The sequence below is a fragment of the Streptomyces sp. NPDC003032 genome, from assembly GCF_053591415.1.
Genome location: NZ_JBSFTT010000006.1, coordinates 312,201 through 335,173, shown reverse-complemented (window position 1 = coordinate 335,173; position 22,973 = coordinate 312,201). Strand labels below are relative to the sequence as shown.

26 protein-coding genes and 2 pseudogenes are annotated in these 22,973 nt (G+C 70.9%); 7 read left to right on the top strand and 21 right to left on the bottom strand.

Going from position 1 to position 22,973, the window contains the following annotated elements; all coding sequences use genetic code 11:
* The first annotated feature begins 87 nt into the window (after positions 1-87).
* Positions 88-537 (top strand): N-acetyltransferase family protein, encoded by a 450-nt coding sequence (locus ACWDZ7_RS11820; RefSeq protein ID WP_451796533.1) that lies wholly within the window; start codon positions 88-90, stop codon positions 535-537.
* A gap of 65 nt (positions 538-602) precedes the next feature.
* On the opposite strand, the gene ACWDZ7_RS11815 is transcribed toward ACWDZ7_RS11820, so the two are convergent.
* The 5 genes and pseudogenes from ACWDZ7_RS11815 to ACWDZ7_RS11795 all read right to left on the bottom strand — a co-directional run bounded on the left by ACWDZ7_RS11815 (position 603) and on the right by ACWDZ7_RS11795 (position 2,904).
* Entirely contained in the window at positions 603-869 is a 267-nt protein-coding gene (locus ACWDZ7_RS11815) for a DUF4235 domain-containing protein (protein WP_451796511.1), read from the bottom strand.
* Positions 866-1,612 (bottom strand): DUF3618 domain-containing protein, encoded by a 747-nt coding sequence (locus tag ACWDZ7_RS11810; RefSeq protein ID WP_451796510.1) that lies wholly within the window; start codon positions 1,610-1,612, stop codon positions 866-868. Before ACWDZ7_RS11810 ends, ACWDZ7_RS11815 begins: the two co-directional genes overlap by 4 nt.
* Positions 1,609-2,031: a phage holin family protein gene (locus ACWDZ7_RS11805; RefSeq protein WP_451796509.1), complete on the bottom strand. Its 423-nt coding sequence runs from the start codon at positions 2,029-2,031 to the stop codon at positions 1,609-1,611. The genes ACWDZ7_RS11810 and ACWDZ7_RS11805 overlap by 4 nt, the downstream gene beginning before the upstream one ends.
* A 53-nt stretch (positions 2,032-2,084) precedes the next feature.
* Positions 2,085-2,749, bottom strand: a pseudogene (locus ACWDZ7_RS11800) (hypothetical protein).
* On the bottom strand, positions 2,746-2,904 hold the full coding sequence (locus ACWDZ7_RS11795) for a hypothetical protein (protein WP_451796508.1): 159 nt from the start codon (positions 2,902-2,904) through the stop codon (positions 2,746-2,748). Before ACWDZ7_RS11795 ends, ACWDZ7_RS11800 begins: the two are co-directional and overlap by 4 nt.
* A 225-nt stretch (positions 2,905-3,129) precedes the next feature.
* On the opposite strand from ACWDZ7_RS11795, the pseudogene ACWDZ7_RS11790 reads away from it, so the two are divergent.
* Positions 3,130-3,287: pseudogene (locus tag ACWDZ7_RS11790) on the top strand (4-hydroxy-tetrahydrodipicolinate synthase); the annotation flags it as partial.
* A 33-nt stretch (positions 3,288-3,320) separates the two neighbouring features.
* Here ACWDZ7_RS11790 and ACWDZ7_RS11785 read toward each other — a convergent pair.
* The 13 genes from ACWDZ7_RS11785 to ACWDZ7_RS11725 all read right to left on the bottom strand — a co-directional run bounded on the left by ACWDZ7_RS11785 (position 3,321) and on the right by ACWDZ7_RS11725 (position 14,055).
* Positions 3,321-4,547, bottom strand: coding sequence for a WD40 repeat domain-containing protein (locus tag ACWDZ7_RS11785; protein ID WP_451796532.1), 1,227 nt, complete (start codon positions 4,545-4,547; stop codon positions 3,321-3,323).
* Between the two features lie 2 nt (positions 4,548-4,549).
* A complete protein-coding gene (locus ACWDZ7_RS11780; RefSeq protein WP_451796531.1) occupies positions 4,550-5,122 on the bottom strand; it encodes a SigE family RNA polymerase sigma factor in 573 nt (190 codons plus the stop codon).
* Between the two features lie 160 nt (positions 5,123-5,282).
* The gene (gene dapD, locus ACWDZ7_RS11775; RefSeq protein WP_451796507.1) at positions 5,283-6,272 is read right to left on the bottom strand and encodes a 2,3,4,5-tetrahydropyridine-2,6-dicarboxylate N-succinyltransferase; all 990 of its coding nucleotides are present in this window, start codon (positions 6,270-6,272) and stop codon (positions 5,283-5,285) included.
* Positions 6,273-6,363: 91 nt separating this feature from the next.
* A complete protein-coding gene (locus tag ACWDZ7_RS11770) occupies positions 6,364-6,939 on the bottom strand; it encodes a TetR/AcrR family transcriptional regulator (protein WP_451796506.1) in 576 nt (191 codons plus the stop codon).
* The gene (locus ACWDZ7_RS11765; RefSeq protein WP_451796505.1) at positions 6,939-7,259 is read right to left on the bottom strand and encodes a DMT family transporter; all 321 of its coding nucleotides are present in this window, start codon (positions 7,257-7,259) and stop codon (positions 6,939-6,941) included. Before ACWDZ7_RS11765 ends, ACWDZ7_RS11770 begins: the two co-directional genes overlap by 1 nt.
* 190 nt (positions 7,260-7,449) lie before the next feature.
* Entirely contained in the window at positions 7,450-7,788 is a 339-nt protein-coding gene (locus ACWDZ7_RS11760; protein ID WP_030687191.1) for a metal-sulfur cluster assembly factor, read from the bottom strand.
* Positions 7,785-8,270, bottom strand: coding sequence for a Fe-S cluster assembly sulfur transfer protein SufU (gene sufU / locus ACWDZ7_RS11755; RefSeq protein ID WP_451796504.1), 486 nt, complete (start codon positions 8,268-8,270; stop codon positions 7,785-7,787). The genes ACWDZ7_RS11760 and sufU overlap by 4 nt, the downstream gene beginning before the upstream one ends.
* A 16-nt stretch (positions 8,271-8,286) precedes the next feature.
* A complete protein-coding gene (locus tag ACWDZ7_RS11750; RefSeq protein WP_451796503.1) occupies positions 8,287-9,555 on the bottom strand; it encodes a cysteine desulfurase in 1,269 nt (422 codons plus the stop codon).
* Positions 9,552-10,316: a Fe-S cluster assembly ATPase SufC gene (sufC, locus tag ACWDZ7_RS11745; RefSeq protein WP_451796502.1), complete on the bottom strand. Its 765-nt coding sequence runs from the start codon at positions 10,314-10,316 to the stop codon at positions 9,552-9,554. The genes ACWDZ7_RS11750 and sufC overlap by 4 nt, the downstream gene beginning before the upstream one ends.
* 7 nt (positions 10,317-10,323) lie before the next feature.
* Entirely contained in the window at positions 10,324-10,656 is a 333-nt protein-coding gene (locus tag ACWDZ7_RS11740; protein ID WP_451516894.1) for a bifunctional 3-phenylpropionate/cinnamic acid dioxygenase ferredoxin subunit, read from the bottom strand.
* On the bottom strand, positions 10,653-11,834 hold the full coding sequence (gene sufD, locus ACWDZ7_RS11735) for a Fe-S cluster assembly protein SufD (protein ID WP_451796501.1): 1,182 nt from the start codon (positions 11,832-11,834) through the stop codon (positions 10,653-10,655). The genes ACWDZ7_RS11740 and sufD overlap by 4 nt, the downstream gene beginning before the upstream one ends.
* 62 nt (positions 11,835-11,896) lie before the next feature.
* Entirely contained in the window at positions 11,897-13,318 is a 1,422-nt protein-coding gene (sufB, locus tag ACWDZ7_RS11730) for a Fe-S cluster assembly protein SufB (protein WP_451796500.1), read from the bottom strand.
* Complete coding sequence (locus ACWDZ7_RS11725; RefSeq protein ID WP_451516891.1) at positions 13,315-14,055, bottom strand: helix-turn-helix transcriptional regulator; 741 nt, start codon at positions 14,053-14,055, stop codon at positions 13,315-13,317. The genes sufB and ACWDZ7_RS11725 overlap by 4 nt, the downstream gene beginning before the upstream one ends.
* A gap of 161 nt (positions 14,056-14,216) precedes the next feature.
* Here ACWDZ7_RS11725 and ACWDZ7_RS11720 point away from each other — a divergent pair, with 161 nt between their 5' ends.
* From ACWDZ7_RS11720 to ACWDZ7_RS11705, 4 genes are all read left to right on the top strand, one after another.
* Positions 14,217-15,059 (top strand): aminoglycoside N(3)-acetyltransferase, encoded by an 843-nt coding sequence (locus ACWDZ7_RS11720; RefSeq protein WP_451796499.1) that lies wholly within the window; start codon positions 14,217-14,219, stop codon positions 15,057-15,059.
* A gap of 11 nt (positions 15,060-15,070) precedes the next feature.
* A complete protein-coding gene (locus ACWDZ7_RS11715; RefSeq protein ID WP_451796498.1) occupies positions 15,071-15,994 on the top strand; it encodes an ABC transporter ATP-binding protein in 924 nt (307 codons plus the stop codon).
* A complete protein-coding gene (locus ACWDZ7_RS11710; protein WP_451796497.1) occupies positions 15,991-16,761 on the top strand; it encodes an ABC transporter permease in 771 nt (256 codons plus the stop codon). The genes ACWDZ7_RS11715 and ACWDZ7_RS11710 overlap by 4 nt, the downstream gene beginning before the upstream one ends.
* 97 nt (positions 16,762-16,858) lie before the next feature.
* On the top strand, positions 16,859-17,881 hold the full coding sequence (locus ACWDZ7_RS11705) for a COX15/CtaA family protein (protein ID WP_451796496.1): 1,023 nt from the start codon (positions 16,859-16,861) through the stop codon (positions 17,879-17,881).
* Here the strand turns inward: ACWDZ7_RS11705 and ACWDZ7_RS11700 are convergent.
* From ACWDZ7_RS11700 to ACWDZ7_RS11690, 3 genes are all read right to left on the bottom strand, one after another.
* Positions 17,861-18,958 carry an amidohydrolase family protein gene (locus ACWDZ7_RS11700; RefSeq protein ID WP_451796495.1) on the bottom strand — a complete coding sequence of 366 codons (1,098 nt, stop codon included), beginning with the start codon at positions 18,956-18,958 and terminating at the stop codon, positions 17,861-17,863. The two genes, ACWDZ7_RS11705 and ACWDZ7_RS11700, sit on opposite strands and share 21 nt — an antisense overlap.
* Before the next feature lie 67 nt (positions 18,959-19,025).
* Positions 19,026-19,388, bottom strand: coding sequence for a hypothetical protein (locus ACWDZ7_RS11695; protein WP_451796494.1), 363 nt, complete (start codon positions 19,386-19,388; stop codon positions 19,026-19,028).
* Positions 19,389-19,486: 98 nt separating this feature from the next.
* Positions 19,487-20,440, bottom strand: coding sequence for a heme o synthase (locus tag ACWDZ7_RS11690; RefSeq protein WP_451796530.1), 954 nt, complete (start codon positions 20,438-20,440; stop codon positions 19,487-19,489).
* Between the two features lie 419 nt (positions 20,441-20,859).
* Here ACWDZ7_RS11690 and tkt point away from each other — a divergent pair, with 419 nt between their 5' ends.
* Entirely contained in the window at positions 20,860-22,962 is a 2,103-nt protein-coding gene (gene tkt / locus ACWDZ7_RS11685; protein ID WP_451796493.1) for a transketolase, read from the top strand.
* Positions 22,963-22,973: the final 11 nt, after the last annotated feature.

Here is a 22,973-nt window from a genome sequence, read left to right as displayed (position 1 = left end):
CAACGCGGTCTCTGGGGTGATCTCGAGCCGGCCTCCGGGGCAGGCGGCAGGGGGTGGCTGTGCGAGACTCCCGCCATGTCCACGCCCATGATCCTGCGCCCGGCCACCCGTTCGGAACTGCCCGCCGTCCTCGCCCTGCTGGCCGACGAGGACACGTGCGTGGACCCGGCGGCGGTCGTCGTCGACGAGGCGTACGAGCGGGCGTTCGCGTCAATCGAGGAGGACGCGCGCAACGAACTGCTGGTCCTGGTCGACGAGGCGGAGGACGTCGTCCTGGGGTGCCTGCAAGTGACGTACATCCCGGGACTCGGCAAGCGCGGCGCCGAGCGCGCGCTGATCGAGGCGGTCCGGGTCCGGGCCGACCGGCGCGGTGGCGGGCTCGGGCGGCTGCTCATGGAGCGTGCCGTGGAGCGGGCACGCGCGCGTGGCTGCGCGCTGGTCCAGCTGACCAGCAACAAGCGGCGCGCGGACGCGCACCGCTTCTATGCCTCGCTGGGTTTCGCGCGCAGCCACGACGGTTTCAAGCTGCCTCTTTGACCACGGGGCCGGGTGGCTCGGAGCAGGTGGCCGCCGGCGTCCGGTCGACGCCCCGGGAGCCGGTCTCAGCCCGGCCAGCGGCCGGTCACCCGGCGTACGCCGACCGCGCCGCCGCGTTCCACCACCGCCCTGACCACGGCGAAGATCGCGCCCTGGAGCGCGGCCGCGGCGAGGATCTCGCGCCAGGCGCGGTCCTCGTCGTGGGCGTCCGGGGCGTCGTCCTCGCCCGCGACCGCCTTCCACGTCCGTTTGAACAGGGCCCCGGCGACCGCGCCGCCGAGCATGCCGAAGGCCATCCCGAGCGGCTTGTACAGCATCGCGGTCCCGCTCATCGGCGGCCACCTCCCTTGCGGCGGCGCAGCGCCACGCAGGCGATCAGGGCGCCCGCGCCCGCCCCCGCCGCGATGAACGCCCGCGGGTGCCGGCCACCGGTCCGTACGACGTTGCTCGCGGCGGCACGTACCGGCTCGGGCGTGCCGTCCTGCACGCGCCGCGCGGCCTCGGCGACCCTCTCCTCGACCTGGACCACGGCCTGGTGCTCCTCCGCCCGCGCCTTGACACCGAGCACGGCCCCCTTGGCCAGAGCGGCACCCTCGACCGCCTTGCCCCTGGCCAGAGCGGCGCCCTCGATCGCCTTGCCTTTGGCCTGTGTGGCGCTCTCGGCTGCCTTCCCCTTGGCCAGGGCGGCACCTTCGACCGCCTTGCCCTTCGCCCGGCTCGCGCCTGCGACCGCCTGACCCTTCACCTGCGCCGCGCCTTCGACCGCCTTCCCCTTGGTCTGCCCAGCGCCCTCCGCAGTCGCGTTCGCGTTCCTCGCGTGTCCCGACTTGCCCGCCGCCTTGTCCTTCGCGCGTGTCGCCTGTTCCGTCACCTTGTCCTTCACCTGTGCCGCCGTCTCCCGTACCTGCCCCTTCACCTCTTCGGCCCGGTGGCGGGCGCGGGACTTCACGTCCGCCTTCGCCACCAGTTCCTCCACGGTCTCGCCCAACTGGCCGCGGGTCTCCTCGATCTGCCGGCGCAGTTCGTCCGGCCCCTTCACGCCCGTGTTCTTCGGATCCTTCGGCGTGTTCGTCATCGGTGCGCCCTTCCCTTGATCTCCTCGACGTCCGCCTTGACGCTGTCGATGGCCTCCTGCGGTACGGGCGGTACCGCGCGCGCCATCTGTCCGCGCCCCGCCGCGGCCAGCACCCCGGCCACGGCGAAGAGGACGCCGGTGACGACGAGGGCCGCGGCCCAGACGGGCAGGGCCAGTGAGAGCGCCGCGATCGCCGCGGCCGCCAGTGCCATGAGCCCGACGTAGGAGATCGCGCCGGCCGCTCCGAGGAGCCCGCCACCGCGCCCGGCGCGCTTGCTCTTGGCGGCCATCTCCTGGCCGGCGAGCCGCATCTCCTGGCGTACGAGTTCCGAAAGCTGCGCGGTGGCCTGCTCGACGAGCTGTCCCACCGAGTGCTGCGCGTGGTCGCGCGTCGGCCGCTCGTCCATGGTCCCGGTCACGTATGCCGCCTCCCTTCCGGCTGGGGGCGCCCGGGTACCCGTGCCCGGCCGTGCTATCCCCGCTGATCGCCGGTCAGCCGGGCCAGCTCCGCCTGGAACCAGTCGAGGCGCGCCTGGAGGAGCGCCGCCTCGGCCATCAGCTCGGGCATGCCGAGCCCGGGGAGCCCGCCCGCGGAGGCGGGCGGGGCGGCCGCGACGACCCTCAGCCCCTCTCCCGCGAGCCGCGCGAACTCCGGCACGGAGACGGCCTGCCGCCCACCCCGGCACCGCCCGCACGCCGCCTCCAGCACCCGCCACCCCGGCCTGCCCCATCCGGCGTCGGCGAGGAGCGAGGCGGTGGCGCCGCAGTCGCAGGGCGGCACGGTCGCGCCCCGCACCCGCTGTCTGGCGTACCGGAAGCCGCGCTCGAAGCGGATGTACGCCCCGAGCACCGTCACTTCGAGGAGCACCGCCTTCCGGTGCTCGGCGGTGCGCAGCAGCCCCTCCGCGGTGGCGCGGTCGTGCACGCAGTGGAAGCCGCAGTCGCAGCGGCGGTTCGGGGCGCTGTGCCGTCTGCCGTAGACGCAGCGGGCCTCGTCGAGCACGGTGTACGGCAGCCCGCGCCGAGGGAGACGCCGGTGAAGGCGGCCCCGGTGCCGTCGTGGGACAGCACCGGGCGGGCGATCTTGTATCCGGTCGGCGGCTCCGTCGGGCGTTCCTCGGGGAGCCGCATCCTCATCGGGTGACCGCGGCCTCGACCGGCCGGGGCTCCGTCGCCGACTCGGGGGCCTTGGTGGCCGGGTCGGGTACGGACTTCTCGTACTCCCGTACCGACTCCTCCCGCCGCGGCTGCTCTTCGGCGATTCCGGTGGCGAGTGCCTTGCCGAGCCTCATGACGCCTCCTAGGGACCGACTGTCCCGCCATGGTGGCCCATACGGGGACGGGTTGGCACCAGTGCCTGCCCCGTCCAGACGCGCCGATCCGCGCCGCGCCGCCCCGGACCTGCCCGGAAATCGCCCCTCATCGCGTAGCACTGTTCGCCGTTTCCCCGTAGGAGAATTAAGTGGAGCTTCAGCGAGCGCGCGCACCGACACTTCTCCCCTGCCCGGGACCCAGCGCTCCACGACGTTCCCGGCCGCACCGGCGCCCGGATCGAGCCGCCGACGCTCCTGCGCCTCGCGGACCATCCCGGATCGTCGGAGCGAAGGACTGCGCGTACGGCATCCTCGGCAGCCGGCACGTCATCTCGCGGACGGGCCTCGCCCACTATGACGGCTTCTACACGGGCGACACGGCGGCCGCTCGCCGCCTACCGGTCCGCGAAGATCGGGGTCCAGCGCCCGGGGGAGAGTTCCTTCGGCGAGCGGTAGCCGCTGAGCGGGACGGTCTTCCGGCTCCCGACGGTGACGAGGACGAGCCGCTGCCGGTACTCGTTCGTGCCGGGTGCGATGTCCCAGGCGATGAGCCGCTTCGAGTCGGCCCAGGCGAGGAGCTGCTGGCCCGGCACCTTGGCGACGCGCTTGCCGGTGGCGGGATCGATGATCTCGGACGCGGTGGTCCCGGCACCGCCCGCGAAGTCGCCCGCGGCGAGCCTGCCGTCCGGGGAGGGCCCGGCCTCGTTGAACCAGCGCAGGTGCTTCTCCTTCTCGGGAGTGTTCCGCTCGCGGCCCTCGAAGTCGTAGTACTGCTGGTGCGGCGCCGAGGTGAGGCCGGAGTAGACCAGAGTGCCGTCCTGGCTGAAGGCGAAGTCCTCCCGGGTGTTGATGTCGGAGAACCCGTAGGCGCCCTCCTTCGTCCTGACCGCGCTCCAGCCGGAGTCGCCCGACGCCACGTCGATGACGTAGAAACCGGTCCTGCTCGGCGCGGCGGGACCGGGCTCCTCGTGCTCGCCGTCGTTCATCGGCCGGTCCTTGTCACGCAGGTCCGGGCTCTTCGCGTAGGTCGTGGCGACGAGCTTCCTGCCGTCCGGCGAGAACGCGACGCCTCCGACCTTGTGGTCCACCGGGATCCAGCGCTCGACCTCGCCGGTGAGCAGGTTCAGCAGGCCGATCCGCCGGGCGGGCAGTCCGTGTTCGAGGACGGCGGCGGTGCGCATGCCGGGGGCGACGTCCAGCCACGCCCACCGGGCGTCCTTGCGGTAGGTGCCCGTCTTCTGGTCGAGCAGATGGTAGGTACGGGTGATGATCTCGTCGCCGTCCGGCTGCTCGACGCGCTCGCTCATGCTGAACGCGGCGAGCGCCGTGCCGCCCGCGGCGATCAGGTCGCGCGGTGGCGTCTGGCCGGGATGCGCCACGATGTCGCCGCTCTCCAGCTCGCTCGCCGGACGCGTCTCCTGCCGCCCGGAGTCCTGGCCGAACACCGGCACCGCCACCGCCACGACGACGGCCGTCACGGCGGCGAGCGAGGTGCCCGCGATCGTACGGTTCTTGCGGCGCCGCCGGGCGGCGAGCACCCGGTCGGCGAAGTCCCCCGGTACGGGCGCGCCTTGGTCGGCCTGCTCCCGCAGCGACTCGCGCACCAGCTCTTCCACGTTCACGGTCATACCTCCATGGGCGAGAAGTCGGGGGACGCCGACCGGGCGCCGCTGCCCGGCCGGTCCGGTCGGTCCGGCCGGTCCGGTCGCGCCAGTTCGGGAGCGAGGCTCCGGAGCCGGGCGAGCGAGCGGTGCGTCGTGCTGCGCACGGTGCCGACGGAGCAGCCGAGGAGCTGGGCGACCTCCGCCTCGGGCAGATCCTCGAAGTAGCGCAGGACCAGCACGGTCCGCTGGCGCGTGGTGAGCTTGGCCAGCGCCCCGCGCAGCACGATCCGCAGCTCGGCGGCGGACGTGCCGTCCCCGGCGGCGGCGCTCTCCGGCGGCTCGGCGACGGCCAGTTCGCGCCGCGGCCACTTCAGCCGCCACCGGCTCACCTGCTGGCGGTACAGGATGCGCCGTACGTACGCCTCCGGCTCGTCGATCCGCCGCCACCGCCCCGCCGCCTTGACGAGCGCGTTCTGCAGCAGGTCCTCCGCCGCGTGCCGGTCGCCGCCGCTGAGCAGTACGGCGGTCTTCAGCAGCGCCGACGATCTGGTCGCCACGAACTCGCGGAAACTCTCCTGCTCCTGGGCATCCATCGTCACCTTCGCTCCCTGGGGGGCCTGTTGCCCTCCCGCATGAGTGAGGACGGGTCCGGGCGCCTCCCGCTATGCCTGCTTTCCGATAAACCGGAGAAAGAAAGAACGGCCACCCCGCGGAGGGTGGCCGTTCTGGGTGGAGCGTGTGGTTCGGCTTCGCTCAGTTGTGGCTGTGCAGGATCTCGTTCAGACCGCCCCAGACCGCGTTGTTCGGGCGGGCCTCGACGGCGCCCGTGACCGAGTTGCGGCGGAAGAGGATGTTCGAGGCGCCGGAGAGTTCGCGGGCCTTGACGATTTGTCCGTCGGGCATGGTCACGCGGGTGCCGGCCGTGACGTACAGGCCCGCCTCGACGACGCACTCGTCGCCCAGCGCGATGCCGACGCCCGCCTCGGCGCCGATCAGGCAGCGCTCGCCGATGACGATGCGGACGTTGCCGCCGCCCGACAGGGTGCCCATCGTGGAGGCGCCGCCGCCGATGTCCGAGCCGTCGCCGACGACGACACCGGCGGAGACGCGGCCCTCGACCATGGAGGTGCCGAGCGTGCCCGCGTTGAAGTTCACGAAGCCCTCGTGCATGACCGTGGTGCCCTCGGCGAGGTGCGCGCCGAGCCGGACCCGGTCGGCGTCGGCGATGCGGACGCCCTTCGGCGCGACGTAGTCCGTCATGCGCGGGAACTTGTCGACGGACGTCACGGCGAGGTGCAGGCCCTCGGCGCGGGCGTTGAGCCGCACCTTCTCGACGTCGTCCACGGCGACCGGGCCGAGCGAGGTCCACGCGACGTTGGCGAGGAAGCCGAACTGGCCGTCCAGGTTCACACCGTGCGGCTTGACCAGGCGGTGCGAGAGCAGGTGCAGGCGCAGGTAGACGTCGTGGGCGTCCAGCGGCTTGTCGTCGAGGGAGGCGATGACCGTACGTACGGCCACGGTCTCCACGCCCCGGCGGGCGTCGGGGCCGATCGCCTTGGCGGCGCCCTCGCCGAGCAGCTCCACGGCGCGCTCGGCGGTCAGCCGCTCGCTGCCGGCGGGGCCCGGCTCCACGACCAGCTCGGGCGCGGGGAACCAGGTGTCGAGAACGGTGCCGTCGGCGGCGACGGTGGCGAGGCCTGCGGCGATGGCGCCGGTGGTGCGGGATGCGTTCGTGTCGGTCATGGGTGAAACCTAACCGGAGCGGTGTCGCGCGGGCGAACCGGTCTCACGGTCCGGCGACACGGCCCGTCACGGCACGGCACGGCACGGCCCGTCACGGCACGGCCCGGCACGGCCGATCCGGCACGGCACGGTCCGGCAGCAGCCGGCCGAGCATCTCGCGCGCGTACGCCTCGTCGTACGTGCCGCCGGTGAGCAGCACCTGGAGGCAGACGCCGTCCATCAGGGCGACGAGGGCGCGCGCGGTGACCGGATCGGTGCGCGGCGCGAGGACGCCGGCGAGGCCCTGGCACCACTCGGCGGCCACGGGCCGCAGCGCGGGTCTGCGCAGGGCGGCGAGATACAGCTCGTACTCCAGCTCGACCCCCGTGCGCTCCCCGCCGAGCCACTCGCCGAGCAGCCGCGCCAGCTCCTCGGCGAGGTCGGCTGCGGGGTCCTCGAACGCGCCGCTGGCGGCCACGGCCTTGGCGAAGCCCTCGTTCGCCAGCCGCAACGCGGCGACCAGGAGTTCGTCGAGTGTCTTGAAGTGGTACGTCGTCGAACCGAGCGGCACGTCGGCCTCGGCGGCGGCCGAGCGGTGGCTGAGCCCGGCGATGCCCTTCGCGCCGACCACCCGGATCGCGGCGTCGATGATCCGCTGGCGGCGCTCGGGGTCGTAGCGGCGGGGCATCAGTGGGCTCCGCCCAGATTGAGCACGACGACGCCCACGATCACGAGCGCGATGCCCGCGAGCTTGAGCGGACTGGCCGACTCCCCGAGGAACATCATGCCGATGGCGGCGACGGCGGCGGTGCCGATGCCCGCCCAGATCGCGTAGGCGGTGCCCACGGAGAGCGTCTTGAGTGTCTGCGCGAGGAGGGTGAAGGCGAGGAGATACCCCGCGACAGTGATCAGCGACGGCCACAGCCTGCTGAACCCCTCGCTGTACTTCATGGCCGTGGTCCCGGTGACTTCCGCCGCGATGGCCGCGGCCAGCAGTGCGTATCCCATAAGTACGAGTGTACATATCGATGCGTACGAGCGTCCGCAACGGCGCCGCCCGCGCGTCCGCAACGGCGCCGACCGCGCGGCTTCCACGGCCCCGCCTGGTGGCGCACGTTCGGCAGGCGGCGTGAACACGGCGAAGCCCCCCGGAGATCCTCCAGGGGGCTTCGCGGCGGAGTCGGCCCGCGGACTCGGCTCAGACGTTGAACCCGAGCGCCCGCAACTGCTCGCGTCCGTCGTCCGTGATCTTGTCCGGACCCCACGGCGGCATCCAGACCCAGTTGATCCGCAGCTCGTTGACGATGCCGTCCGTGGCGGACTTCGCCTGGTCCTCGATGACGTCGGTCAGCGGGCAGGCCGCGGACGTCAGCGTCATGTCGATCGTGGCGATGTTGGCGTCGTCGACGTGGATGCCGTAGATCAGGCCGAGGTTGACGACGTCGATGCCAAGCTCGGGGTCGACGACGTCGTACAGCGCCTCGCGGACCTCTTCCTCGGAAGCCGGCTTCGTGGTCAGGGTCTCGTTCTCGCTCATGCGGTCTTCCTCTCGGCGACAGCGGCAGTGGCGCCGTCGGTCTCGCCCAGCGCCTGCGCCGTCGCGTCCTTCCACGCCATCCAGCTCAGCAGAGCACACTTGACGCGCGCGGGGTACTTGGAGACCCCGGCGAACGCGACCGCGTCCTCCAGGACCTCCTCCATGGCCTCGTCGGGCTCCAGCCTGCCCTTGGACTGCATCAGCTCCAGGAAGACTTCCTGGATCTTCCGCCCCTCCGCGAGGTCCTTGCCGACCAGCAGGTCGTTCAGGACGGACGCGCTGGCCTGGCTGATGGAGCAGCCCTGGCCCTCGTACGACACGTCGGCGATCGTCGACCCGTCGTACTTCACGCGCAGAGTGATCTCGTCACCGCACGTCGGGTTGACATGGTGCACCTCGGCGTCGCCATCGCGCAGACCACGCCCGTGCGGGTGCTTGTAGTGGTCCAGGATGACTTCCTGGTACATCGAATCCAGCTTCACGTTCCCAGCCAGCCCCTCAGCCGAAGAAGTTCCGTACGTGCTCCAGGCCGTCGACCAGAGCGTCGATCTCGCCGGGCGTGGAGTACAGATAGAACGACGCTCGCGTGGTCGCGGGAATTCCGTAGCGCAGGCAGACGGGGCGGGCGCAGTGGTGACCCACGCGGACCGCGATGCCTTCCTCGTCCAGGACCTGGCCCACGTCGTGCGGGTGGATGTCGCCGAGCGTGAAGGAGATCGCGGCGCCGCGGTCCTCGGCCGTCGTCGGACCGATGATCCTCAGGTCCGGGACTTCCAGGAGCCGCTTGACCGCGTACTCGGTGATCGCGTGCTCATGCGCGGCGATCTTGTCCATGCCGATCGCGGAGAGGTAGTCCACGGCCGCGCCCAGGCCCACGGCCTGGGAGACCGGGGGCGTGCCCGCCTCGAACTTGTGCGGCGCGGGAGCGTACGTCGACGAGTGCATCGACACCGTCTCGATCATCTCGCCGCCACCGAGGAACGGGGGCAGGTCCTCCAGGAGTTCCTGGCGTCCCCACAGCACGCCGATGCCCGTCGGGCCGCACATCTTGTGGCCGGTGAAGGCCACGAAGTCGGCCTGGAGCGCCTGCACGTCCAGCGGCATGTGCGGCGCGGCCTGCGAGGCGTCGATGAGGACGAGCGCGCCGACCTCCTGGGCGCGGCGCACGATCGCCTCGACCGGGTTGAGCGTGCCCAGGATGTTCGACACGAGCACGAAGGAGACGATCTTCGTCTTCTCGGTGATGATCTCGTCGATGTCGGACAGGTCCAGGCGGCCGTCGTCGGTGAGGCCGAACCACTTCAGCTTCGCGCCCGTGCGCTGCGAGAGCAGCTGCCACGGCACGATGTTGGAGTGGTGCTCCATCTCCGTGATGACGATCTCGGTCTCGTGGTCCACGCGGTAGGGCTCGTCGGCCCAGCCGAGCATGTTCGCCACGAGGTTCAGCGACTCCGAGGCGTTCTTGGTGAAGATCACCTCGTTGCGGCTGGGCGCGTTGATGAACGCCGCGACCTTGTCACGGGCGCCCTCGTAGAGCGCCGTGGCCTCCTCGGCGAGGACGTGCACGCCGCGGTGAACGTTGGCGTTGTGCTGCTCGTAGTACTCGTTCAGTACGTCGAGGACCTGGCGCGGCGTCTGGGACGTCGCCGCGTTGTCCAGGTACACGAGCTTCTTGCCGTCGTGGATCGTGCGATCCAGGATCGGGAAGTCCTTGCGGATCGCCTCGGTGTCGAGGAGGCCGGAAAGCCCCTGGTGGGCCACTGTCACGCTGATGCGCCACCCTTCGTGTAAGCCTCGTAGCCCTCGGCCTCAAGCTTGTCGGCCAGCTCCGCGCCGCCCGACTCGGCGATGCGGCCGTTCGCGAAGACGTGCACGAAGTCCGGCTTGATGTAGCGCAGGATGCGCGTGTAGTGCGTGATGAGGAGCGTGCCGACCTCGCCGGTCTCACGGACGCGGTTCACGCCGTCCGAGACCTGGCGCAGCGCGTCGACGTCCAGACCGGAGTCCGTCTCGTCGAGGATCGCGATCTTCGGCTTGAGGAGCTCCATCTGGAGGATCTCGTGGCGCTTCTTCTCACCGCCGGAGAAGCCCTCGTTCACGTTGCGCTCGGCGAAGGCCGGGTCCATCTGGAGCTGCTCCATCGCGGCCTTGACCTCCTTCACCCAGGTGCGCAGCTTGGGGGCCTCGCCGCGGATCGCCGTCGCCGACGTACGCAGGAAGTTGGAGACCGAGACGCCGGGGACCTCGACCGGGTACTGCATGGCGAGGAACATGCCGGCGCGGGCGCGCTCGTCGACGGACATCTCCAGGACGTCCTCGCCGTCGAGGGTCACGGTGCCCTGCGTGATCGTGTACTTGGGGTGACCCGCGATGGAGTAGGCGAGCGTCGACTTGCCGGAGCCGTTCGGGCCCATGATGGCGTGGGTCTCGCCCTGCTTCACGGTCAGGTCGACGCCCTTGAGGATCTCCTTGGTGGAGTTGTCGGCCTCGACGGTGACGTGCAGGTCCTTGATTTCAAGCGTTGCCATGGGTGCCTCAGGACTCCTGGGAGAGGGAGACGAGCACGTCGTCCCCTTCGATCTTTACGGGGTATACGGGGACGGGGCGCGTCGCGGGAAGGCCGGACGGCTTGCCGGTACGGAGGTCGAACGCGGAGCCGTGCAGCCAGCACTCGATCTGGCAGTCCTCCACCTCGCCCTCGGAGAGGGAGACGTTCGCGTGCGAGCAGATGTCGTTGATCGCGAACACCTCGCCCTCGGTGTGGACGACCGAGACCGGCGTGCCGTCGAGTTCCACCCGCTTGGGGGTGTCCTCCTCCAGCTCGCTCAGGCCGCAGGCCCGAACGAAGCGAGCACGGTCGGAACTCATGCGGCCGTCGCCTCCAGCTCCTCTTCGATCTTCGCGAGGAGGCGCTCCTCGACGTCCGGCAGACCGATCTGCTGGACCAGCTCGGCGAAGAAGCCGCGGACGACCAGGCGGCGCGCCTCGTCCTGCGGGATGCCGCGCGACTGGAGGTAGAAGAGCTGCTCGTCGTCGAAGCGGCCGGTCGCCGAGGCGTGGCCCGCGCCGACGATCTCGCCGGTCTCGATCTCCAGGTTCGGGACCGAGTCCACGCGGGCGCCGTCGGTCAGCACGAGGTTGCGGTTCATCTCGTACGTGTCCGTGCCCTCGGCGGCGGCCTCGATGAGGACGTCACCGATCCACACCGCGTGGGCGTTGTCGCCCTGGAGCGCGCCCTTGTAGACGACGTTCGACTTGCAGTGCGGGGTGTTGTGGTCGACCAGGAGGCGGTGCTCCTGGTGCTGGCCCGCGTCGGTGATGTAGAGGCCGAAGAACTCGGCCTCGCCGCCGGTGCCCGCGTAGTGGACGCGGGGGTGCAGGCGGACCAGGTCGCCGCCGAAGGTGACGACGACGGACTTGAAGGAGGCGTCGCGGCCGATCAGCGCGTTGTGCTGGGCGACGTGCACCGCGCTGTCGTCCCAGTCCTGGACGGAGACGACGGTGAGCTTGGCGCCGTCGCCGACGATGAAGTCGACGTTGGCGGCGAGCACGGCGTCACCGGTGTGGTCGATGACGACGAGGGCCTCGGCGAACGCGCCCAGCTCGATGACCTGGTGCGCGAAGGCGGTGCCGCCCTCGCCGTGCACGGCGATCCGGATCGGCTCGCTGAGGACCATCTCCTTGGGGACGGTCACGACCGAGGCCTTCTCGAAGGACGAGTAGGCCTGCGCGGCGACGCGGTCGACGGGCTTGCCCGCCTTGCCGACGCGCGCGTCGTCCCGGCCGACGGTCTCCTGGGTGACGCCCTCGGGGGCGCTCACCTCGACGCGGATGCCGCCGTCGGCGACCGCGGTGCCGTCGTGCAGCCCTCGCAGGCGCTCCAGCGGCGTGAACCGCCACTCCTCCTCGCGGCCGTGGGGGACCGGGAAGTCCGCCACGTCGTAGGACGGGGGCGCGCTCATGCGGGTGGCGACGGTGGACTCGGCGGCCACCGCGATCGATCCGGCGGTGGTGGACCCCACCGGGATGTTCTGAGCCTCAGCCATGGCTGTCGTCGTGCTCTCTCTCTGCGTAAGAAGTCAGTCGCTGCGGGGAGACGCGGCCGGTCCTAACCGACCGAGCCCTCCATCTGCAGCTCGATCAGCCGGTTCAGCTCCAGGGCGTACTCCATCGGCAGCTCCTTGGCGATCGGCTCGACGAAGCCGCGGACGATCATCGCCATGGCCTCGAACTCCGTCATGCCGCGGCTCATCAGGTAGAAGAGCTGGTCGTCGGAGACCTTGGAGACCGTCGCCTCGTGACCCATCGACACGTCGTCCTCGCGGACGTCGACGTAGGGGTAGGTGTCCGAGCGGGAGATCGTGTCGACGAGCAGCGCGTCACAGAGCACGTTCGACTTCGAGCCGTGAGCGCCCTCGCCGATCTCGACGAGGCCGCGGTACGACGTACGACCGCCGCCGCGCGCCACCGACTTGGAGACGATGTTGGAGGACGTGTTCGGCGCCATGTGGACCATCTTGGAGCCGGCGTCCTGGTGCTGGCCCTCGCCCGCGAAGGCGATGGACAGGGTCTCGCCCTTGGCGTGCTCGCCCATGAGGTAGACGGCGGGGTACTTCATCGTCACCTTGGAGCCGATGTTGCCGTCGATCCACTCCATGGTCGCGCCCTCGTACGCCACGGCGCGCTTGGTGACCAGGTTGTAGACGTTGTTCGACCAGTTCTGGATCGTCGTGTAGCGGCAGCGGCCGCCCTTCTTCACGATGATCTCGACGACGGCGGAGTGCAGCGAGTCCGACTTGTAGATCGGCGCGGTGCAGCCCTCGACGTAGTGCACGTAGGCACCCTCGTCGACGATGATCAGGGTCCGCTCGAACTGGCCCATGTTCTCCGTGTTGATACGGAAGTAGGCCTGGAGCGGGATCTCGACCTGTACGCCCTTGGGGACGTAGATGAACGAGCCACCGGACCACACGGCGGTGTTCAGCGACGCGAACTTGTTGTCGCCGACGGGGATGACGGTCCCGAAGTACTCCTTGAAGAGCTCCGGGTGCTGCTTCAGCGCCGTGTCGGTGTCGAGGAAGATGACGCCCTGCTCCTCCAGGTCCTCGCGGATCTGGTGGTAGACGACCTCGGACTCGTACTGGGCCGCGACACCGGCGACGAGGCGCTGCTTCTCCGCCTCGGGGATGCCGAGCTTGTCGTACGTGTTCTTGATGTCCTCGGGCAGGTCCTCCCAGGACGCCGCCTGCTTCTCCGTGGAACGCACGAAGTACTTGATGTTGTCGAAGTCGATGCCGGAGAGGTCGGAGCCCCAGTTCGGCATGGGCTTCTTGTCGAAGAGGCGCAGGCCCTTGAGGCGGAGCTTCGTCATCCACTCGGGCTCGGACTTCTTGGCCGAGATGTCCCGGACGACGTCCTCGTTGATGCCGCGCTTGGCAGAGGCACCGGCGGCGTCGGAGTCGGCCCAGCCGTATTCGTAAGTGCCCAGACCCTCGAGTTCGGGGTGGGCAGTCTCCGTGGGGAGCGTCATGCGGGGTTCCTCCCGGCCGTGCGTGCTGATGCTGGTGTGGTGGTCTGTGTGGTCGTACTGCCGCCGCTGCCACTGCGCGGGATGAACGTCGTGCAGACGCCGTCCCCGTGGGCGATGGTGGCGAGGCGCTGCACATGCGTGCCGAGCAGTGCGGAGAAGAATTCCGTCTCCGCCTCGCACAGCTGCGGGAACTGCTCGGCGACATGGGCGACCGGGCAGTGGTGCTGGCAGAGCTGCTCGCCGACCGGTGCGCTGCGCGCCGTGGCAGCGTACCCGTCGGCGGTCAACGCCTTGGCCAGAGCCTCGGTGCGCTGCTCGGGCGGTGCGGCGTCGATCGCCTTCTTGTACGTCTCGGCCTGGGCGGTGATCCTCGCCCGGGCGAACTCGACGACCGCTGCTTCGCCGTGGTGCTCGGTGATCCACCGGAGCGCGTCCGTGGCCAGCTTGTCGTACGACTGGTCGAAGGCGTCGCGCCCGCAGTCGGTGAGGGCGAAGACCTTCGCGGGGCGGCCCCGGGTCCTGGCGCCGTAGACGCGCTGTTCACGCGCCTCCACGACGTTCTCATGGGCGAGGGCGTCGAGGTGCCTGCGGACGGCCGCCTGGGTGAGTCCGAGGCGCTTCGCGAGATCGGCGACGGTGGAGGGGCCGTGGTCCAGGATGGAGCGCGCGACCCGGTTGCGCGTCGAGCGCTCTCCGGTCGCGAGTTCCTCCTGCGGAGCCTCGCCAACGTTTTTCACAACGCCATTGTTGCGTAATTCCTCAGAGCCTGACAACCCACGCCTTGATCACCGCGTGGTGCGCTGCATCACTTAGGCAAACCTAAGCTGACCTGCGAAAACGATCATTGATCGATCAAATCGGTGGCGCCGTCGCCCCCCTGGGAGGACACTGCTCAACCATGCCCACACCCCCTCCGACCGGCCCTTTGTGTACGCGCGAGACACTCGCGGACGGACTCCGCGCCCTCGGCGTACGCACCGGCGACACCCTCCTCACGCACTCCTCGCTCAGCGCGCTCGGCTGGGTCAGCGGCAGCCAGGTCGCGGTCGTCCAGGCCCTCCTGGACGCGCTCGGCCCCGACGGCACGCTGGTGGTCCCCACCCACTCCGGGGAGAACTCCGACCCCGCGCAGTGGCGGAACCCGCCGGTGCCCGAGAGCTGGTGGGCCGAGCTCCGCGCCTCCCTCCCCGCGTACGACCCGCTGACCACGCCCACGCTGGGTGTCGGCGTCATCCCGGAGGCCGTGCGCACCTGGCCCGGCGCCCTGCGCAGCGCGCACCCGCAGACGTCGTTCGCGGCGCTGGGCCCGGCCGCCGCCGAGCTGATGGCCGGCCACGCCCGCGACTGCCGGCTGGGTGAGCGCAGCCCCCTGGCCCGCCTGGAGGAGGCGGGCGCCCGCGTCCTCCTCCTCGGCGTGGGCTTCGAGACCTGCACCGCCTTCCACCTGGCCGAGTACCGCGTCCCCGGCCCCGAGGCGGAGAACGCGTTCGCGGTGATGACGCCCCGGGGCCGCCGCTGGACGACCGTGCGTGAGCCCTCCATCAGGGACGACGACTTCGGCGACCTCGGCGCCGCCTTCGAGCAGGACATGTCGGACAAGGACACACCGGTCGTACGAGGTCTCGTCGGCGCCGCCGAGTCGCGCCTGTTCCCCTTGGCGGACGCCGTCGCGTACGCGGAACACTGGCTCGCGCGCAACCGGTCGCGCCCCGCCCGACCGGCGCCCCCGGTCCGTCCCTAGACTGGCTCACCATGCGAAACGAGCCCGTCGTCCAGATCCAGGGTCTGGTCAAGCGGTACGGAAACAAGACCGCGGTCGACGGTCTCGACCTGGCGGCCGGGGCGGGCATCACCGCCGTCCTCGGCCCCAACGGCGCCGGCAAGACCACCACCGTCGAGACCTGCGAGGGCTACCGGAGGCCGGACTCCGGCACCGTCCGCGTCCTCGGCCTCGACCCGGTCCGCGAGGCCGCCGCGCTGCGGCCCCGCATCGGCGTGATGCTCCAGTCCGGCGGCGTGTACTCCGGCGCCCGCGCGGACGAGATGCTGCGCCACGTCGCCAAGCTGCACGCCCACCCGCTGGACGTGGACGCCCTCATCGAACGCCTGGGGCTCGCCGGCTGCGGCCGCACCACCTACCGGCGGCTCTCCGGCGGCCAGCAGCAGCGCCTCGCGCTCGCGATGGCCGTGGTCGGCAGGCCCGACCTGGTCTTCCTCGACGAGCCGACCGCGGGCCTCGACCCGCAGGCCCGCCGGGCCACCTGGGAGCTCGTACGCGATCTGCGCCGCGACGGCGTCGCCGTCATCCTCACCACGCACCACATGGACGAGGCCGAACAGCTCGCCGACGACGTCGCGATCATCGACGCGGGCAAGGTCATCGCCCAGGGCAGCCCCGACGAGTTGTGCCGCGGCGGCGCCGAGAACACCCTGCGCTTCACCGGCCGTCCGGGCCTCGACGTCGCCTCGCTCCTCAAGGCGCTGCCCGCCGACTCGGCCGCCGCCGAGCTGACCCCGGGCGCCTACCGCGTGAGCGGCACGGTCGACCCGCAGCTGCTCGCCACCGTCACCTCCTGGTGCGCCCAGCACGGGGTGATGCCCGACAGGATCTCGGTCGAACGCCACACCCTGGAAGACGTCTTCCTGGAACTCACGGGTAAGGAGCTGCGCGGATGAGCGCCGCCGGTCTGTACACACCGAAGCCGGGCGGCGCCCCGCTCCCCCGCATGATCGCCGCGCAGGCCGCGCTGGAGACGAGGATGCTGCTGCGCAACGGCGAGCAGCTGCTCCTCACGGTGGTGATCCCGACCCTGCTGCTCGTGCTGTTCAGCGCCGTCGACATCGTCGACACGGGCAAGGGCGAGGCCGTGGACTTCCTCGCGCCCGGCATCCTGGCGCTCGCCGTGATGTCGACGGCCTTCACCGGCCAGGCCATCGCGACCGGCTTCGAGCGGCGCTACGGCGTGCTCAAGCGGCTCGGCGCCTCGCCGCTCCCCCGCTGGGGCCTGATGGCGGCCAAGACGCTCTCCGTGCTGGTCACCGAGGTCCTCCAGATCCTGCTGCTCACGGTCATCGCCTTCGCGCTCGGCTGGTCGCCGCACGGCAACCCGCTCTGGGTGCTCCTGCTCCTGGTGCTCGGCACGGCGGCCTTCTCCGGACTGGGCCTGCTGATGGCGGGCACCCTGAAGGCCGAGGCGACGCTGGCCGCCGCCAACCTCGTCTTCCTGCTGCTGCTCGTGGGCGGCGGTGTGATCGTGCCGCTCGACAAGTTCCCCGACGCGGCGCAGACGGTGCTCGGCCTGCTGCCCATCGCCGCGCTCTCGGACGGGCTGCGCGACGTGCTGCGGCACGGCGCGGGCATGCCGTGGGCGGACCTCGGCATCCTCGCGGTGTGGGCGGTGCTGGGGCTCGGCGCGGCGGCGAAGTTCTTCCGCTGGGAGTAGCCGCTCCGCGTAAGGGAATGGGCGCGCGGCGTAACCGCCGTGACAGATTTCCCGGATACGTCCCCCTCGTGAAGCCGTGCACAAGCGGCCCCCTACGATGGGGCCCGTGCCAAACGTGACCCGAGCCGACGTCGCTCAAGCCGCGCGGAACCCGCTCGCCTTCATCGCCGAGCGCTGGACGCCCACCCAGCGGACCGTCCAGCGGGCGGCCTTCATCTCCCTCGCCATGACCGTCGTCATCGTGGTGACGGGCGGCGCCGTCCGGCTGACCGGCTCGGGCCTCGGCTGCCCGACCTGGCCCAAGTGCACGGAGGACTCCCTCACCGCGACCAGCGAGATGGGCTTCCACGGCGTCATCGAGTTCGGCAACCGCATGCTGACGTACGTGCTGTGCGCGGCGGTCGGCTGGGCGATCATCGCCGCCCGCTCGCAGAAGCCGATGCGGCGCAGCCTCACCCGGCTCGGCTGGACCCAGTTCTGGCTGGTCATGGGCAACGCCGTGCTCGGTGGGATCGTCGTACTCGTCGGCCTGAACCCGTACACGGTGGCCGCGCACTTCCTGCTCTCCTCCGCCCTGATCGCGGTCGCCGTCACCATGTGGCAGCGCAGCCGCGAGGGTGACGCCGAGCCGCGCCCGCTGGTCGGCAGGGCCGTGGCGCAGCTCGTCTGGTTCCTGGTGGCGGCCTCGGTGCTGCTGATCGCGGTCGGCACGGTCGTGACCGGCGCGGGCCCGCACGCGGGCGACTCCAGCGACGTGCCGCGGATGAACCTGGACCCGATCGGCCTGGACTGGGAGGGCGTCACCAAGCTGCACGCGGTCCTCGCCTGGATCGTGGTGACGCTGACGTTCGCCCTGTGGTTCGTCCTCAAGGCGGTCGACGCGCCGCGCGGCCCGCTGACCCGCACCCGCGACCTGTTCCTGATCCTCCTCTCGCAGGGCGCCATCGGCTACGTCCAGTACTTCACGGACCTGCCGGAGGTCCTGGTGGCCCTGCACATGTTCGGCTCGTGCCTGGTGTGGATCGCCGTGATGCGCGTACTGCTGTCACTGCGGGAGCGGCCGCCGGTCACGACCGACATGCCCGCCCAGGCCGACGACTCACAGCTCTCGGCCGTCTGACAGCCCGTACACGCGGCAGGCGTTGCCCGCCGCGATCAGGCCCGCCACGCGCCGCGCGTCGGTGAGCGACCAGGCCCCCTCGGCGACCCAGGTGCCGAGGACACGCCCGAGCGCCTCACGGAACAGGTGGGCCCCCACGACGTGCAGTTCGGGCAGGCCGTGCGCGCCGCTGGAGAACAGCAGCTTTCCGAAGGGCGCCAGTTCGAGGATCTCCGCGAGCACGGCCGCCGCCCGCGCCCCGGTGCGTACGAGCGCGGGGCCGAGGTCGGCGTACACATGCGGGAAGACGGCCGCGAGGTGCGCGGCGCCGCGGTGGTACGGATAGCCGTGCAGCAGCACCAGGTCGGTGCCGAGGCCCGCGGTGGCCCGCGCGAAGTCCGCGAAGTACGTCTGCGGGTCCCCGGCGCCCGCGTGCAGTTGCAGCGGCCGGCCGGAGGCCACCGCGACCCACAGCAGATGCCGCAGCAGCACGGGGTCGGTGAGCGCCCCGCCCACCTGCCGTCCCGTGAGCCAGCGCCCCACCGCGCCCCGCACCTCGCCGGGGCCCGGCGGCCGGGCCGCGAGGGCGAGCGGATGGCGCATCCCGGCGACCGAGGTGAAGGCGACGGCTTCCGCGGCGGCGGCGTGCACGGACTCGGCGAGGTTGGCGAGGAAGGAGTCGGCGGTGCCCGAGGTGTCGGCGACCTGCTCGGCGAGCAGCTCGAGGCGGACGATCTCGCGGGCCTGGGCGTCGCCGGTGGACGCCATCTCGCCGGGCCCCGTCAGATCCCCCGGCAGCCCCGTGTCGACGAGGTACGTGGTGATGCCGCTGCCCCGCAGCAGCCGCCGCCCGGCCTCCAGGACGCCGAGCTCGCGGCGCCGGGCCAGATAGCGGGCCGGCGGGCAGTGCGGTTCGAGGCCGAGCAGCGGCGGGCACCAGCGGCGCACCGCGAAGCCGGTCTGGGTGTCGAAGAGGGTGGTGCCGGGCGCGGGCGGTCCCTCGCCCCGGCCGAGATGGGCCTCGAAGGTACCGAGGCCCAGCTCCGTACGGAGGACGCCATGGCAGTACTGGTCCACCAGGGACGGCGTTTCGATCATGCGGGCTCCCGCTGGACGGACCTTGCTCCTACGGTCCTAACGGGTGACCCGGGTGTCAGGTGTTGCCTCAGACGTCGTTCTTCGGTCCGCCGATCTGAATCCCGGCCATGCGCGTCCACTCGTAGGGCCCGGTCCTGACCTTCGCGGCGAACTCCCCGTCGAAGTCCTCATGGACGGTGATCCCGGACTTCTCGACGGCGCTCAGCGCCACCGCGTGACTGGGCGCCACCAGGTCGCCCCAGCCGCCGTCCTCGCCGACGAGGACGATGCGGGCGCCCTTCTGGCCGAGGTAGGCGATCTGGCCCTCGGCGCCGCCGTGCGCCTGCGCGAAGGCGCCGATCTCCTTGGCGAGCCGAGCCGCGCGGCGCTCGGCCTTGGCGGCCTGCTTGCTGTCGTCCACCTGCTCGTCCACCTGCTGCGTGTCTGCCATGGGCAGGATGCTACCGACGGGTAGATCAACTGGCGACGGGCGGGTCGCGTGGCGTTCGACACCACGCGACCCGCCCGTCGGCAAGACCTTGAAGAAGCTCAGCGGAGGAAGGGATCCACCGCCACCGCGACGAAGAGGAGGGAGACGTAGGTGATGGACCAGTGGAAGAGCCGCATCTCCTTGAGCTTGCCGCCCGTGACCTCCGCCTTGGCGCGGGTCTGCAGGCCGTGCGCCTCCCACAGCCACCAGCCGCCGGTCACCAGCGCCACCACGGTGTAGAACCAGCCGGTGTAGCCGAGCGGCTGGAGGAGCAGCGAGACGGCGACCATCACCCAGCTGTAGAGGACGATCTGCCGGGCGACCACCTTGTTCGAGGCGATGACGGGCAGCATCGGCACGCCCACGCGCGCGTAGTCGTCCTTGACCTTCATGGAGAGCGGCCAGTAGTGCGGCGGTGTCCAGAAGAACATCACCAGGAAGAGGATGACCGGCGCCCACGAGAGGGAGTTCGTGACCGAGGACCAGCCGATGAGGACCGGCATGCAGCCCGCGATGCCGCCCCAGACGATGTTCTGCGAGGTGCGCCGCTTGAGGATCATCGTGTAGACGACCACATAGAAGAGGAGCGCGCCGAGCGAGAGCCAGGCGGAGAGCCAGTTCACGGCGAGGCCGAAGAGCAGCGTGGAGACGACGGCGAGGCCGATGCCGAAGACGAGGCACTCGCGGGGGCTCACCATGCCGGTGACCAGCGGCCGCTGCGACGTACGGTCCATGAGGGCGTCGATGTCGCGGTCGATGTACATGTTGAGCGCGTTGGCGCCGCCGGCGGAGAGATAGCCGCCCAGGCAGGTCACGAAGACCAGCCACAGGTCGGGCACGCCCTGCTCGGCGAGGAACATCACCGGAACGGTGGTGATGAGGAGGAGTTCGATGATCCGCGGCTTGGTCAGCGCCACGAACGCCTTGACACGGGCCCCGAACGGCCGATGGCTCGGGCTAAGGTCCGTCCCGGAAACCCCCGCTGGACGGGATTCAACGGCCGTCACGCACACCCCTGACAGAGACATCCCAGCGAACCCACCGGCACCTTCAGAGATGAAGATCCGGTAAAGGCTCGCGCGTACCACGCCACTGTAGACGTTGCCCATACCTCGCCCTTCGCGGGGGTGGGGTCGTGTTGAGCGTCCGGACGCGGGGTACCGCGAGATTGCCGGGCGGTCACCTGAAAGGTGTAAACGGCCCTTCGGGCGGTCACATGAGCGACGTCGGACGTCCTTTGAGCGGACATATGAGCGGTTCCCTATTCACATGGCGAATCGCCGCGCATTCCTTTCAGGAGGCGGATCCCCTCTTGTCCCGGCAGTCTGGAATGACTCGAAAAAATGCACGTTCGGGCAACGGTAGGCTCGACAACGGCCGGTGTGATTCACATCGCCGGCATTCGACATGTGGAGAGGAGCCCTGACTCAGGGTGAGCACCAAGCCGACCACCACAGACCTCGAGTGGACCGAACTGGACCAGCGAGCTGTAGACACCGCTCGCGTCCTGGCCATGGATTCCGTACAGAAGGTCGGCAACGGCCATCCCGGTACGGCCATGAGCCTCGCGCCCGCCGCGTACACCCTCTTCCAGAAGGTGATGCGCCACGACCCGGCGGACGCGGAGTGGACCGGTCGCGACCGTTTCGTCCTCTCCGCGGGTCACTCGTCCCTGACCCTCTACATCCAGCTCTACCTGGCCGGTTTCGGCCTGGAGCTGGATGACCTGAAGGCGTTCCGCACCTGGGGCTCGAAGACGCCGGGCCACCCGGAGTACGGGCACACCACCGGCGTGGAGACGACGACGGGCCCGCTGGGCCAGGGCGTCGCCAACGCCGTGGGCATGGCGATGGCCGCCCGCTACGAGCGCGGTCTGTTCGACCCGGAGGCCGCCACCGGCGAGTCGCCGTTCGACCACCACGTCTTCTGTATCGCCGGTGACGGCTGCCTGGAGGAGGGCATCTCCGCGGAGGCGTCCTCGATGGCCGGGCACCAGAAGCTCGGCAACCTCGTGCTGCTGTGGGACGACAACCACATCTCGATCGAGGGCGACACGGCGACCGCGATCTCCGAGGACACCCTCAAGCGGTACGAGGCGTACGGCTGGCACGTCCAGCGCGTGGAGCCCAAGGAGAACGGCGACCTCGACCCGGCCGCCCTGTACGCCGCGCTCCAGGCCGCCAAGGCCGAGACCGAGCGCCCCTCCTTCATCGCGATGCGCTCGATCATCGCCTGGCCCGCCCCGCACGCGCAGAACACCGAGGCCGCGCACGGCTCGGCGCTCGGCGACGAGGAAGTGGCCGCCACCAAGCGCGTCCTCGGCTTCGACCCGGAGCAGACCTTCGAGGTCTCCGACGAGGTCATCGCGCACACCCGCAAGGCGCTGGACCGCGGCCGCGAGGCCAAGGCCGAGTGGGAGAAGGGCTTCGCCGCCTGGCGCACCGCCAACGCCGAGCACGCCGCGACCTTCGACCGCGTCGCCGCGGGCGAGCTGCCCGAGGGCTGGGAGGAGAGGCTCCCGGTCTTCGAGACGGGCAAGGGCGTCGCCACGCGCGCCGCGTCCGGCAAGGTCCTCCAGGCCCTCGGCGCGGTCATCCCCGAGCTGTGGGGCGGCTCCGCCGACCTCGCGGGCTCGAACAACACGACGATCGACAAGACGTCGTCGTTCCTCCCCGCGGACAACCCGCTGCCGGAGGCCGACCCGTACGGCCGCACGATCCACTTCGGCATCCGCGAGCACTCCATGGCCGCGGAGATGAACGGCATCGCGCTGCACGGCAACACCCGTATCTACGGCGGCACCTTCCTGGTCTTCTCCGACTACATGCGCAACGCCGTACGCCTGTCCGCGCTGATGCACCTCCCGGTGACGTACGTGTGGACGCACGACTCCGTCGGCCTCGGCGAGGACGGACCGACGCACCAGCCGGTCGAGCACCTGGCCTCGCTGCGCGCCATCCCGGGCCTGAACGTGGTCCGCCCGGCCGACGCCAACGAGACCGCCATCGCCTGGCGCGAGATCCTCAAGCGCTTCACCAAGGAGTTCGGCAAGGGCGCCCCGCACGGCCTCGCGCTGACCCGCCAGGGCGTGCCGACGTACGACCGCAACGAGGACGCCGCCAAGGGCGGCTACGTACTGTTCGAGGCCGAAGGGCCCTCCGGGCAGAACACAGCGCCCGAGGTCATCCTGATCGGCACCGGCTCCGAGGTGCACCTCGCCGTCGAGGCCCGCGAGCAGCTGCAGGCCGCCGGGGTCCCGACGCGGGTCGTCTCGATGCCGTCGGTCGAGTGGTTCGACGAGCAGGACCAGGGGTACCGCGACAGCGTGCTGCCGCCGTCGGTGAAGGCGCGCGTGGCGGTCGAGGCGGGCATCGGCCTGACCTGGCACCGTTTCGTGGGCGACGCCGGACGCATCGTGTCGCTGGAGCACTTCGGTGCCTCGGCGGACGGCAAGGTGTTGTTCCGCGAGTTCGGGTTCACCGCCGACGCGGTGGCCCAGGCGGCGCGGGAATCGATCTCCGCCGCTCAGCGCTGACGCCCGTACAC